9 protein-coding genes are annotated in these 13,090 nt (G+C 65.9%); all 9 read right to left on the reverse strand.

The genetic code is table 11. The features are described from left to right. Window positions 1–11: 11 nt before the first annotated feature. Window positions 12–3,287, reverse strand: coding sequence for a class I SAM-dependent methyltransferase (locus tag N7640_RS05835; protein ID WP_279901916.1), 3,276 nt, complete (start codon window positions 3,285–3,287; stop codon window positions 12–14). Between the two features lie 166 nt (window positions 3,288–3,453). Further along, window positions 3,454–4,701 (reverse strand): ABC transporter ATP-binding protein, encoded by a 1,248-nt coding sequence (locus N7640_RS05840; RefSeq protein WP_279901915.1) that lies wholly within the window; start codon window positions 4,699–4,701, stop codon window positions 3,454–3,456. Further along, complete coding sequence (locus N7640_RS05845; RefSeq protein ID WP_347881132.1) at window positions 4,691–5,467, reverse strand: ABC transporter permease; 777 nt, start codon at window positions 5,465–5,467, stop codon at window positions 4,691–4,693. The genes N7640_RS05840 and N7640_RS05845 overlap by 11 nt, the downstream gene beginning before the upstream one ends. A gap of 141 nt (window positions 5,468–5,608) precedes the next feature. Further along, on the reverse strand, window positions 5,609–6,349 hold the full coding sequence (locus tag N7640_RS05850; RefSeq protein ID WP_279901912.1) for an RsiV family protein: 741 nt from the start codon (window positions 6,347–6,349) through the stop codon (window positions 5,609–5,611). Between the two features lie 112 nt (window positions 6,350–6,461). Next, a complete protein-coding gene (locus N7640_RS05855; RefSeq protein ID WP_279901911.1) occupies window positions 6,462–7,667 on the reverse strand; it encodes a DUF1302 family protein in 1,206 nt (401 codons plus the stop codon). Continuing rightward, on the reverse strand, window positions 7,667–8,449 hold the full coding sequence (locus tag N7640_RS05860) for an outer membrane lipoprotein-sorting protein (protein ID WP_220814658.1): 783 nt from the start codon (window positions 8,447–8,449) through the stop codon (window positions 7,667–7,669). Before N7640_RS05860 ends, N7640_RS05855 begins: the two co-directional genes overlap by 1 nt. An 11-nt stretch (window positions 8,450–8,460) precedes the next feature. Next, window positions 8,461–9,348: a hypothetical protein gene (locus N7640_RS05865; protein ID WP_279901909.1), complete on the reverse strand. Its 888-nt coding sequence runs from the start codon at window positions 9,346–9,348 to the stop codon at window positions 8,461–8,463. Beyond that, complete coding sequence (locus N7640_RS05870) at window positions 9,341–11,872, reverse strand: MMPL family transporter (protein ID WP_279901908.1); 2,532 nt, start codon at window positions 11,870–11,872, stop codon at window positions 9,341–9,343. The genes N7640_RS05865 and N7640_RS05870 overlap by 8 nt, the downstream gene beginning before the upstream one ends. Then, window positions 11,869–13,089 (reverse strand): acyl-CoA/acyl-ACP dehydrogenase, encoded by a 1,221-nt coding sequence (locus N7640_RS05875; protein WP_279901907.1) that lies wholly within the window; start codon window positions 13,087–13,089, stop codon window positions 11,869–11,871. Before N7640_RS05875 ends, N7640_RS05870 begins: the two co-directional genes overlap by 4 nt. Window position 13,090: the final 1 nt, after the last annotated feature.

The raw sequence follows: 13,090 nt of genomic DNA on the forward strand, positions 1-13,090 counted from the left end.
GAGCACCATATTCAAGCGCGCCAGAGCACTCGCTTGATATTGCCTTTCCAGCGTGTGGGAATCCTGTTCACCAGCCCACGCGTCCAGCGCCATCCCAGAGCACGTTGCAGGATGCGCAGAATAACGGGGAAGCGCGCCGCAGGCAGCACTTGTTGTACGGGGCTGAGACGCGACCAGCCCGCATGCAGATGGGCCCACTCCGGCTGAGAAGGAGAGGACGGCACAGGAAGCGCCACAGCGTAGTCGCTGCCATAGCGAAAGCCATCACCCAACGGCTGGCGGTTTTCCTGCAGCTCGGGCGCGCGATCACCCTGTATCCGCTCACGGATGTCCAACAACAGCGACATCATCGTGCCAGCCCCCTGGTCCGGCTCGACCAACCAGCTCCAAGGCCGCCCTGCCAGGCGCTCCGGGAACGCGCCGATGGCGGAAGCCACTACCGGCAACCCAGCGCGCATGCAGATAGACAGCGTGTAGCTGTAGGTTTCCGGACAGCTGCCAGGGAACCAGACCACATCGGGACGCAATTCATCCAGCCACTCGTCCACTCGCTCGTCCTCATAAGCCCCGTGCACATGCAGATTGCTGACAGGGAACGAAGAAAGGTGCCGATAGGCGAAACCCAAAAGGTGAAACTCGACAGGCGCTCGCTGCCGGCGAGCCTCCAGTGCGCATGCCTCCAGCAGGTCCGCGCCCTTGAAGACGCTCAGCGCACCGAGCACCAGCACCCTCAGCGAGCGATCGTCCTGCAGCGGGCGTATGCGGACGAGCTGAGGCAAATCATGCTCGTGCGGCACATGGATGAAATGCGCATCCGGGAAGTAACGTTTCATGCGCCCCAGACTGTCGGCGCTCGGCACGAATACGCGCTCAGCCCCGTTGAGCAGGCGGGCGCCGAACACCCGCCATTCTGAGATTTCCACACCGCCCGGCGCCGGCCGGGTTTCCAGACAGGCGTTGCAACCCGCCTCGTCGGGCGCGCCGCAGTAGCGCCCCTTCTCATCCGCCAGCGTGACCTGGGGGCACGCCAGGTAGTAATCATGCACGGTAACGTCGTATGGAACGCCGAGCTGCTCCGGCAGCAGTAGAAACTGCAGATGCACGCCGATGGTGTGATGGAAGTGAATGCGGGATACACCCAGGTCCCGCAATGTGTCCAGCAGCAACTGGAAGTCGCGCCCCGGCTCGAACAGCAGGCGCGAGCGCTTGCCGCCATTCAGAGGACCAAGGGAAACTCGCCCGCCCTCTTCCTGGGGCTGCAGCAGGTAGATTTCCGCGTGATCGCCGACTTCATCCGCCATATCGAGCAGATGCTTTTCCGTACCGCCGCCACGGCCGTGGTTGATCATCAGAACCACCGGCCGACCGCTCTCCCGGGCACGGAGCATGTCGATGGCGAATCGCATGTGCGCGGCGGGATCTGCCGCGATGTGTTCTCGTATCAGCAGGTCGTAGCCAGGATAGAGACGCGTGAGCGCACGGTGCCCGATCCGCTGGTTCTCGCTCTGGGTCTCGGCGAAGCTGACACCCCCCTCGTGATAGACGAACACATCGCCGCACAGCACGTGACGCCAGCCACGACCGGCCGAGCGCATGCAGAACTCGTTTTCCTCGCCGTAGCCCTTGCCGAAGAGCTCCTCGTTGAACAGTCCGCAGTCGTCCAGGCAGTCACGACGGATGTACATGCAGAAACCGACCGCAGTGGGAATATCGACCCGCTGCCCGGCATTGGCGCGCTGACAGAGGGCATCCATCGCCGCCGTATCCATTCCTTTCGGCAGGTCGTTGTCCTGGCAGAACACGGGATAGCTGCAAATGGTGGCGCTGTTGGAGAAGGGCGTGACCGACGCGATGCGCGCATGCTCGTAGGCGGCACGCTGGATCCGGTCGAGCCAGTCGCCGGCCACCTCGGTATCGCTGTTGAGCAGCAGCACGTCGCGCTCGGGATGCAGTGCCATGCCACGATTGACCGTGCCGACGAAGCCCAGATTCCTGTCGTTGCGCAGCAGCGTGACCCGATCGGCGATCGTATCCAGCCAGGCCACCAGTTCGGGCTCGGGGCTGGCGTCCTCGATCACGATCACTTCGACCTGGGTCGCCAGCGGCTGCGCCAGAACGCTCTCTATGCAGCGGCGCGTTTCCTCGAGGCCACGGTAGACAGGGATGATTACATCGACCTTGGGCAGCGAATCCGGGCGCCACGCAACGCTGGCCGCCGGAACGGATGTCCCGATCACCCTGTGCGTCTGCCCCAGCAGGCGCATCAATGCATTGCGACCGCGCCATAGCTTGCTATTGGCAATGAGCTGGAGACGCTCGTCGGCCCTGCGATACTGGCCGATGGATTCGGCCAGAGCCTCACGCAGGTGCTCATGCTGCTCGATCAGCTGCAACCTGCTCGCTCGCTCGCGCTCCAGATCGACAGCCTGCTCGCGAGCCTGCTCGAGCGCCAGGATCAAGGCGTCACGCTGAACGTTGTATTGCTCGAGCAGGCTGTCGCGCGCCTCGACCACGCGACGCGCCTCGGTCAGATCGCTGCCCAGGCGCTCCAGTCTCGACTGGGTCTGCCCCAGCACATGCTGAGAGCGAAGCAGGGCGATACCGTCACCCAGTGCATGGAACAACCGGACGACGGGCTGCGGCTCTGCACTAGCCGCCTCGAGGAAACGCAGGACCGGCTCGGGGACAGCCCGGCCCACCGCCAGCACGCCGAGGCCGAAGCCGTAGGGAAACTCGAACGCGGGATACTCGCGCTGTAACTCCTCCCACAGGCGCCATACCGCAAAATCGCCGTGACGCACATTGGTATCGTGGAACAGCACGACCCCCCGCTCGCTCATCTTGGGCAGCCATGTCTCGAAATCGTGACGCACTGCCTCGTAGGTATGCAGGCCATCGATATGCAGGAGATCGACGCTGCCATCGGCGAAGTGCTCCAGAGCGTTGTCGAACGTCATGCGCAGCAAGGTCGAGAAACGGGAATAGCGCGGATCGTGGTAGCTGGACAGGTCGGCGAAGATGTCGTCGCCGTACAGCCCGGCCTGGCTGTCGCCCTGCCAGGTATCCACGGCATAGCAGCGCGTCGGCAGCGCCTGGCTCACCACACCCTGGCAGAAGGCGCTGTACGAGTCGCCCTTGTGCGTGCCCAGCTCCACGAGAACCCGGGGCCGAGCCATGTCCAGCAATGCAAAGGCAAAGGGTATGTGCCGGTGCCAGGAACCGATGTCCGTCAGACGCTCGGGCATCTCGGCCGCGGCGGCGCAACTCAACAAATCAAAAGGCTGCATGCAATCTCGATATATCAGGGAACGCCGCCAAGACGCGGCTCAACCACGGAAGTTTTTGTTTTTCATTCGGGCCTCGCCCCACCACAGGCGAGAGCCCATCCACTGGGGCGAAAGCATACCCCTGGAGCACATGACGGAGATACCTGAAGCGCCAGCCATCGCATGGTCAGCCCGAGGTCTCGACATCGACGTCCATGGAGCAGGCGACGCTCTCCAGTTCGAACAGCCCGGTCAGGCTGGGCGATGACTGGGAACGGAACGCCAGCGCGTCATGGATCCAGTGGTGCTGCACATGCTGCTGCTGGGTGCCCGCCCCCAGAGCGACACTGATGGTGTAGTCGCCGGTGGCCAGCAACGGCAGATAGAACTCGAAGGCGACGTTGCAGCGGCTTCCCGCGCTGAACCGCTTCCACTCGGGCAGCAATGCAATGCTGTTTTCGCCGCAGATGGCCTGGCTCAGGCGATCCTTGACGAAGAAGCCGAGAATCGGAGAGAGGATTTCGTCACGCGCACTGCACTCGACCTCAAGGCGCACTCGCTGCGCACGCTCGAGAACGGTCACCTTGTTGCCCGCCGCGTCGAAGAGGCTGCACTTCTCGATTCGCCCGCCCCCCAGACCGAACTCCTTGTCCGAGACAGACACCGGCTCGGTGGAAGACTCGGCCTGCTCCGCCAGGCGGTCCTCGTAGAAGGAGCCCAGGTAGGCATCGCTGACCGTCTTGGCCTCGCCGAAACGCTGCATCCGACCACCGTCGAGCCACAGCGCACGCTCACAGAGATTGATCACGGAGTGGGTGTCATGGCTGACGAAAAGCAGCGTGCCCTTCTCCGCGAAACGCCGCAGAAAACGCAGGCACTTCTGGGTGAAGTAGACGTCGCCCACGGCAAGCGCCTCATCTATCACCAGGATGTCGGCATCCAGATGGGCGATCACCGCAAAGGCCAGACGCACGAACATGCCGCTCGAGTACGTCTTCACCGGCTGATCGATGAAGTCGCCAATTTCCGCGAAGGCGAGGATGTCGGCCATGCGGGTGTCGATCTCGGCCCGGCCCAGGCCGTGAATCGCCGCGCTCATGTAGACGTTTTCGCGTCCGGTGAACTCGGGGCTGAACCCCGCGCCCAGTTCGAGCAGCGCGGCGATACGCCCGTTCACCCGCACCTGCCCGGTCGTGGGCGTCAGGGTGCCGCAGATGATCTGCAACAGCGTCGACTTGCCGGCCCCGTTGCGCCCGATGACGCCCAGGGTCTCGCCCTTGCGTACCTCGAAGTCGATGCCCTGCAAGGCATGGAACTCCCGCCCCATGCGGCGCCTGGCGCCGAACAAGAGATGAGCCAGGCGCTGCGCCGGAGAATCGAACACATGGTAGGTCTTGCTGATGCCTCGCAGCGAAATGGCGACTTCAGAGGACATCGGCAAACCCCCGGCGAGTGCGCCTGAAGAACAACCCGCCCAAGAGTGCGCATGCCAGCCCCAGCGCTAAATAGAGCAGATAGTCGCCAACGGAGGGCAGATGGCCGGCCAGCACCAGCGCGCGCATCATCTCGATGGCGGGTGTCAGGGGGTTCAGGTAGAGCCAGCCCTGGTAGGCCTCCGGTAGCGCCGACACGGGGTAGAACACCGGCGCCATGAACATCATCACCGTGATGAAGACCGGGATGATCTGGCCGATATCCCGCAGGAATACCCCCAGGGCCGTCAGGAACCAGGAAACGCCCAGCACGACGAGCACCAGCGGCAGCATGACCAGCGGCAGGGCGATCACCTGCCAGTGCACGAAGCCCTGGATCAGAAGCTGGGCCACCAGCAGCACGGCGATGCTGATCGCGGAATGGAACAGCGCTGACACCAGCACGACGGGCGGCAGTATCCAGAGTGGGAACACCACCCGCTTCACGTAGCTGACGTATTGCAGCATCAGCCCCGGTGCCCGACTGACGCATTCGGCGAAGAAGCCGTGCACGATGATGCCGGCGAAGACGTTCATGGCGAAGCTCGCCTTGTCATCGCCACCGATGCCCCAACGGGCCTTGAACACCACGCTGAACACGAAGGTGTAGACCACCAGCATGATCATTGGCGACAGCAGCGACCACAGGATGCCCATTACGGAGCCGCGGTAGCGAGAAGCGATCTCGCGGCGCCCCAACTGCATGATTAGATAAAGTATGTGCATCATCGACGAACAGTCGCAGCCCCAGGGGCGGAAAAACCGCCCATTATCGGCATCCCCGCCCCCAATGCAATGCCCGCCGCCGGAAGGTAGGGGCCATCCTCCGCCCCGCCATGAAACCCGAGCACGCCGTGGCGTGTCCGCCGATCAGCCGCGCCCGGGGAAATAGAAGGGTTTGACGATGCCATTGAGGCGCGAATAGGGGATCAGCAGTTCGGGATGGCCGCTGGCGTAGGGGGCGATGCGGCCGACTTCGTACTTGAGCATCACCGAGCCGCGCAGCATGGCCACGTTGGCGGTGCGCTCGAACGGCCAGGTGGCCTGGTAGTCGGTGTCCTGGTCCAGCCCGCTGGCCTTGAGCCAGGCCTGGTGAGCCAGCTCCGCCTGTTGCCAGAACGCCTGCAGGCCGTCCGGCAGCAGCAGGTCGTCCAGGCCCAGTATCCGATTCAGCTGGCGGTCGTAGTTCAGGTAGGTGCGTCCGGGGATGCCGTGGGCACCTCCGGTGAAGCGGTAGCTGGACAGTTCGATCACCACCAGCCGGTCGTGCTGCTCCAGAACCTTGGCCTGCAGGTAGCTCATCCAGCCCGGCCTGGCCGTGGCCAGGAAGTCCCGCTCATAGGCCTGCAGCGAGGCTGGTGGCGGGTCGCCCGGCAGTTCGATGGTCAGCTTGAGCAGCTCCCGCTCGATGCGCGCGTTCAGCTCGGGCAGGCCGTCCAGCTGCTGCAGATCGATATTGACCAGCGGGCATTCCTTGCCCTCGCACCCCGGCGTGCGGTGTTCCCAGGCCTGGCGGGTGGTGGGCAGCGACGACGTGGTCTTGCCGGTCGACTGGCAACCGCTCAACAGCAACGAGAGACACAGCAGGCCGGCAATGGCGATGGGGCGCATGGACTTTCCTCGGGGACGACGACGGGCGTTTCGACTGCGCGCCGCCACGGGCGTTCCCGGGACGGCGGCGGCCATTGTCGCCGGCCGCGCGGCGCCATCCAAGCGCGAGGAATCACAAGCTGAAGTCGCGGCGTACCTGCAGATAGACACGGTCGCGGTCATCGAACTGGCCGTACTGGGTGGCCTGGCCACCACTGAAACCGATGTAGCCCGCCTCCAGGTACCACTGGTTCCACGGCCGATAGCCGAGGTTGGCCTTGACCATGTGGCTGCTCTGCACTTCGCGGTGGTAGAGCCAGAGGATGCCGGCGTTGAGGCGCTGCTTGGACCAGTCCTTGAGCACCGCCGCCGAGGCCTCCCAGCCGGTGTCCCGCTGCAGGCTGTCCGGCGCACCGTGGCGATGGCTGACCGTGGCCTGCAGGTTCACCGTCCACTCGTTGCGGGTCAGGTCGAGGCCGAGCAGCGCCGCCGTCCTGGGCACGTTGTCGGCACCTTCCGGCGTCTGCAGAGGTTCGTGGAACAGGTGCACCAGGTCGCCGCGCACCACCCAGTCGCCGGCCGGCCGGGCGAACGAGGCGCCGACCAGGCTGCGCCGGCGCTGCTGCTCGACCAGCTGTCCTTCCTTCTCTACGTAGAGCGGGTCGGGGCTGAGGCCGTCGAACAGGTAGAAGTCCAGATCGGTGCCGTCGACGAAGGTCTTGCCGCGCCAGCCGATGTCCGGCCGCTCGTGCGCGTCGTCCTCGGGCAGCCCCTCCGGCCGCCCGGCGATGGCGAAGTCGGCGCCTGCCGGGGCATGTCGGGTGGTCCGGGTCTTCGGCGCGACGACGAACTGATGCTCCAGGCTGTCGCCGTAGATTTCCACCACCGCCATCGGCCGGGTCTGCCGGCCGAGGGAGTAGTCGTCGATGTAGGGCAGCAGGAACTCGCGCAGGTCCAGCGGGTTGAGCACGTCGACCAGGCGGAAGTAGTCGCCGCGGCCCCAGGCGATCTGCTGCTGGCCAATGCGCCACTGCCAGGCATCGCCGGCCCAGGTGAGGTACAGCTCGCGCAGGTCCTGGTCGGATTTCATGCGGTCTTCCAGCTTGCCGCCGGCATCGTCGTACTGGCTGCGGTAGCGGCCAAGCAGCACGCTGTCGAGGGTCCAGTTGCCTTCGCTGACGCGACTCTCCAGCAGCGCCTCGATGCGGTGCCCGGAGCTGCTGGCTCCGGTGGTGCTGTGGTGGTAGCCGTCCTCCACGTGGCCGCGACCGCTGAAGGTCGCGGACGTGGCGGAGAAGCTGGCCAGACTGCCGAGCAGGCCGATGAACACTGCACGCATCAGCGAATCCCGTTGCGCAGGGCGCGTTCGCTGAAGTTCTGGTCGGCCAGGTCCAGGTTGTAGTCGGCGGAAGTGCGCAGCAGGCGGGTCTGGCCGCCCTCGACCAGGTTGCTCATCAGCGACTCGTTGACCGTCCAGAAGCCTTCCACTTCGGCTACATCCACCACCTCGAAGGTCTTGATCTGACGATCACCACGAAAAAAGTCGTCGCGCAGGATCAGGTTGCGTTCGCGGTCGACGTAGACCAGGCGCTGGCTGTAGCCGGTGCGCGGATTCTCCAGGCCGTCGGCGGTGCGCGCCTCGATCACGTAGACCGGACGGCCCTTGTGTTCTTCCTCGCGCAGCAGCTTGTACTGATAGTCGTCGACGCGCATGCGCTCGATGTCGGCGAAGGAGAAGTCGGTGCCGAGGAACGGGCCTTCCTTGGAGTTGGTGGCGATGCGCCGGGTCTTGCGCAGGGCCGGCAGGTACAGCCACTGGTCGTCCTCGCGGGCCTGGGCCTCGGCGTAACTGTGCATGAGGATGCCGGTGCCGGCGGTGTCGCTGGGGGCGGTGAAGTACAGGGTGGACTTGCGTTCCTCGCCGTACTCCTTCTCCAGCATCAGCAGCTTGCGTTCGCGGACGAAGCCATCGGCCATGGTCTGCACCAGGGTCACTTCGGAACGGCGGTCCTGGCCTTCGTCACGGTCACGCACCGAACGCATGATGGCGGTGGGGTCGAGGGCCTCGGCCAGCACCGGGAAGCTCAGCAGCAGGCCGAGGGCGAGTGGGGTGATACGCATTGGGAAACTCCTTAGCGACAGTCGACTGTCAGGTAGCTGTTCGGGGTGGACGACCAGCGGGCACTGGCGTCCTGGCGGTAACCCGGCAGGGTCGGGGCGACGGTGCGCTCACGTCCCAGGGCGACCAGCTTGAGGCGCTGGAAATCGGGCCTGGCCAGGTCCTGCAGGTCGCGACTGCGCAGGCTCTCGGCGATCAGGTAGAGCTGGCCGACTTCGTCGTCACTGGCCGGCAGGCCGGATTCGCCGTTCAGCACCTGGCGCAGGTAGATCAGGATGTCGGCGGCCGAATAGGTCTGCAGGCTGCGCTCGCGCAGAGTGGCAGTGGCCTGCTGCAACGCCTGCAGGGTGGCGGTACGCGGCGGCACCGCGCCTTCGGCCTGCAGCGTCCACTCGCTGAGCTGGAAACCTTGCAGGGCACCCTCCGCACCGCTGGCGACCCGGCACTGCGGGGCGAAATCGGCGGCCAGGCGCCTGGCGTAGCTCACCATCAGCTCGGCCTTCTCGGCCTCGGGGTAGGGCCGGGCCAGGCGCAGCCAGAAGTGGGTGCCGTCGCGCTGGGCAGTGACCAGGCGCGGGCCGAGCAGCGGGTGCCGCTCGACCAGCCCGGCCAGCGTCTCGAGGCCGGCGGGCGTCAGCTCGCGGACCTCGATCAGGCGGCGGAATCGCACGTCGTCGCCCTGGGTGGCGATGGCGTTGGTGCTAGCCAGGCTGTCCAGGGACTGGATCGGCGTCCGTCCCTGGGCATCCTTCACCTCCCACAGGTTCTGCGTGGCGCCCACCAGCCGTTGCAGGTGTTCGGCCTGGTACAGGTAGCCGCCCGGGTAGAGGGTCAGCGCCAGCCAGTCCTGGGCGCCGGCCGGCAGGGCCACGCACAGCAGCCAGAGCAGGTGCCTACGCATTGGCCGGCTCCGGCTGCAGCGGCGCCGTGGCCACCGGCGCCTGGCGGGTGCGCACGAACACCGGCAGCACCAGCAGGGCGAACAGCGCGGCGAACAGCATGGTCAGGGAGATGAAGAAGCCCAGGTTGACCAGCGCCTCGTAGCCCGACAGGCACAGCACCAGGAAGCCCAGACCGAGGGCCAGGGTGTTGATCAGGATCGGCTTGCCGCAATGGCGCAGTGCGTACTGGGTCGCCTGCATGGCGGTGCCCGGGCTGCGCTGCATGGCGGCGATCACGTGGATGGCGTAGTCGATGCCGATGCCGAAGGAGATGGCCGCGATGATCGAGGTGCCGATGTCCAGGTCGGTCCGGGTCAGCGCCATCAGCCCGCTGATGCCCACCAGGGTGAACATCAGTGGCAGCAGGGCGACGAAGCCCAGGCGCACCGAGTGGAACATCGCCATGACCATCACGATGATCATCGCCGGTGACGACAGGATGCTGTTGATCTGCCCCCACACCACCGCGTCGGTGGTGGCCACCAGCACTTCGCCGTAGCCGGACACGCGCACGGTCAGGCCCGCCGGCAACACGTCGCGGGCGAAGGCCAGGGTGTCCTTCATCACCGCCGCCACTTCCGAGGAGCGGTCGGTGTGCAGGATCGCCAGCACCCGGCCGTTCTGGAAGCGGCGGTCGACCACGTCGAACAGGTCGCGACCGTTGGCGTTCTCGTAGAGCAGGAAGTACTGCGCCAGCAGGGTGCCGCTGATGTCGTCCGGCAGGCGGTACTGGTCGGCGGCGAACTCGTCCTGGGTCACCTGGTGCAGGCGCTTGACGAAGTCAGCCGACGAGTAGGTGAAGCCGACCAGCTGCTGCTGGTGCAGGTGTTCCTGCAGCCTGGCGACGGCCTGGATCACCGCCGGGTCCTTGAAGGCGTCGACCCGGTCGCTCTCGATCATCACGCTGATCGGCGTGGTGCCGCCGAACTTGGCGTTGATCGCCGCGTCATCCTGGCGGATGCGGCTGTCTTCCTCGAAGTAGCCGATCACCTGGTTGTCCACGGTGAGGTTTTCCACCACGTACCAGCTGCACAGCACGATGGCCACCAGCATGCCCAGCGCCAGCTTCCTGCCGTAGCGGGCCAGGTGGCCGAGCGAGGCGATCATGCGGTCTAGGCGGTCGCTGACCAGCAGGCCGTGGCGCGGCGGTTCGGCCTTCCACAGGATGACGATGGCCGGCAGGAAGACGATGGTGATCAGCCAGGCGAAGAAGATGCCGAAGCCGGTGAACACGCCGAATTCGAGGATGAAGATGACGTCGGTCCAGGCCAGCGAGAAGAAGCCGACCAGGGTGGTCATGCAGGTCACGAACATCGGCCAGAACAGCTGCTGCATCACCTTGAAGGCGGTGTCGATGCGCGCCTGGCGGTCCGGGTTGGGCGGCAGGTTGCGGTAGTAGTCGGAGAGGAAGTGGATGGCGTCGCACACTGCGATGGAGATGATGAACACCGGCATCATCGAGGTGATGATGTTCTGCTTCACCCCGCAGGCGGCCATCAGGCCGATGGTCCAGATCAGGCTGAAGATGGCGATCAGCAGCGGCGCCACCACGCCCTGCAGGCGCCCGAAGCTGACGAACAGCACCAGCAGGATCACCAGCAGCACGGCCGGCAGCAGGGTCTGGTTGTCCTGCTCCATGTTCGACGCGGTCTGCGCGGCGATCATCGGCGGGCCGCTGAGGTAGATGCGGTCGTCGCTGTGCACCTGGTCGGTGATCGCGACGATGGCCTGGTAGGCCTGGAGCATGGCCGGCGAGTCGTCCTGGGCGATGTTGAACTCGACCTGGATGGTGGTGGCGCTGCCGTCGCGCGACACCAGGCTGTCGAGGAACAGCGGGTTGCCCATGGCCTCCTCGCGCAAGGCGTCGAGCCCAGCCTGGTCGGTCGGCACGCGCGGCATCAGCGGATGCACGTCGAGCGCCTCGTCGACGGTCAGCATGTTCTCGATGGTGACCAGGCTGCGCACCTTGCGGATCGGCACCAGACGGGTCTGCAGGCTGTCCAGCCAGGCTTCCTGGGTGTGGCCGAGCGCGCCGCTCTCGCCCAGGCGCTGCCTGAGGGCGGCCAGGCGCGGCTGGTCGGCCGGGGTGAGGCCGCCTTCGAGGATGGCGTCGATATCGGCCTGCAGCGCGGGGTCGGCCTTCAGCTCCTGGAGCTTGTCGGTGTCGCTCGGCTGCACCAGCTCGATGGCCTGGAACGCGCGGGTCAGTTCGGCCACCCGCTTGAGGCTGTCGGGGTTGAAGATATTGCCCTGTGGATTATCCAGGGCGACGAAGGCCTGCTCGCCGGTGTTGGAGAACAGGCGCTTGTTGTCGGCGTCGGCCACCCGGCTGGGGTGGCTCTTGTCGATCATGTAGGGGGTGCTGTTGATCTCCAGGCGGCCGGCGCTGACCACCGCCAGGGCGGTGATCAGCAGCAGCACGGCGAGCATCAGCCAGGGCCGATGCAGCATCCAGGAGAGCAGCGCGACGGCGCGGGTCTTCATGCGGCGACTCCTTCGCTCTCGCCGGTGTAGGCGTCGAGACGCAGGCCGTCCTTGGTCTTGCTGAGGTTCTGCGCCTCGGCCACCAGGTTGGTCCAGATCACGTGCTTGTGGATCTCGCTGGTGCCGCCGGCGAAGAACAGGCCGATGGAGTCGCGCAGCAGGCGCTCGTAGTAGTTGTCGCGGCGGTAGCCGTAGTTGCCGTGGATGCGCATCGCGTTCAGGCAGGTCTCGTGCAGCGCCTCGCTGGCCAACATCTTGATGATCGAGGCCAGGGTCGAGCAGTCGCGACCCTGTTCCAGCTCGGTGAGGCCGCGCACCAGTACGCCACGCAGCAGTTCGAGCTGGGTATAGGCCTGGACGATGTGGCCCTGGACGTACTGGTTGTCGCTGATCGGGCGGCCGAAGGCCTGGCGCTTGAGGCTGTACTGCAGGCATTCGTCGATCAGCGGCTGCATGCAGCCGGACACCACGACGCCGGTGAAGATGCGCTCCACCAGGAAGCCGAAGTACAGCACGCGCAGGCCATGGCCCTCGGCGCCGATCAGGCTGTCGGCATCCAGCGCCACCTCGTCGAAGCTCAGGCTGCCGATCGGCGTGCCGCGGTTGCCCATCAGCTCGAAGGGCGCGGACTGCACCAGGCCGGGTTTGGCGGTCTCGGTGATGAAGCAGGAGATGGCGTTGGGGCCGGCCTCCTCGAGGCGGGCGAAGGTCATGCAGATGTCGGCGACCGGGGCGTTGGTGATGTTCCACTTCAGCCCGTTCAGGCGGTAGCCGCTGCCGTCGCGGCGGGCGGCGAGCTTCAGCGAACGCACGTCGGAGCCGCAGCCCTGCTCGGTGATCGCGAAGCAGCCGATCTTGTCGCCGCTGATCAGCGACGGCAGCCAGCGCTGGCGCTGTTCCTCGCTGCCGTAGCCGAGCAGTGCGGACTGCACCAGCGCCACCTGGGCGACGAAGGAGACCAGCACGCCCATGTCCTGGCAGCCCTCGGAGAAACCTTCCAGCGCGGCGGAGAATTCCCAGATGCTCAGCCCCTGGCCGCCGTACTGGACCGGCATGTGCACGCCGAACAGGCCGCTGCTGCCGAGGGCCTGCCAGAGCTGGCGGTCGAAGCCGAGTTCCTGATCACGCAGGGCGGAAGTGGGCCGCACCAGTTCGCGGGCGACTTCCAGGTAGTGGGCGCGGATGGCGCGCTGTTGCTCGTTCCATGTGCTGTTCATG

It is taken from the genome of Pseudomonas sp. GD04015 (assembly GCF_029837675.1).
GTDB lineage: Bacteria > Pseudomonadota > Gammaproteobacteria > Pseudomonadales > Pseudomonadaceae > Aquipseudomonas > Aquipseudomonas paralcaligenes.

Excerpts from the sequence above, each read along its gene's own strand:
- N7640_RS05835 (WP_279901916.1), bottom strand. The coding sequence starts at position 3,287 with ATGCAGCCTTTTGATTTGTTGAGTTGCGCCGCCGCGGCCGAGATGCCC.
- N7640_RS05855 (WP_279901911.1), bottom strand. The coding sequence starts at position 7,667 with ATGCGTGCAGTGTTCATCGGCCTGCTCGGCAGTCTGGCCAGCTTCTCC.
- N7640_RS05870 (WP_279901908.1), bottom strand. The coding sequence starts at position 11,872 with ATGAAGACCCGCGCCGTCGCGCTGCTCTCCTGGATGCTGCATCGGCCC.
- N7640_RS05860 (WP_220814658.1), bottom strand. The coding sequence starts at position 8,449 with ATGCGTATCACCCCACTCGCCCTCGGCCTGCTGCTGAGCTTCCCGGTG.
- N7640_RS05875 (WP_279901907.1), bottom strand. The coding sequence starts at position 13,089 with ATGAACAGCACATGGAACGAGCAACAGCGCGCCATCCGCGCCCACTAC.
- N7640_RS05840 (WP_279901915.1), bottom strand. The coding sequence starts at position 4,701 with ATGTCCTCTGAAGTCGCCATTTCGCTGCGAGGCATCAGCAAGACCTAC.
- N7640_RS05850 (WP_279901912.1), bottom strand. The coding sequence starts at position 6,349 with ATGCGCCCCATCGCCATTGCCGGCCTGCTGTGTCTCTCGTTGCTGTTG.
- N7640_RS05865 (WP_279901909.1), bottom strand. The coding sequence starts at position 9,348 with ATGCGTAGGCACCTGCTCTGGCTGCTGTGCGTGGCCCTGCCGGCCGGC.
- N7640_RS05845 (WP_347881132.1), bottom strand. The coding sequence starts at position 5,467 with ATGATGCACATACTTTATCTAATCATGCAGTTGGGGCGCCGCGAGATC.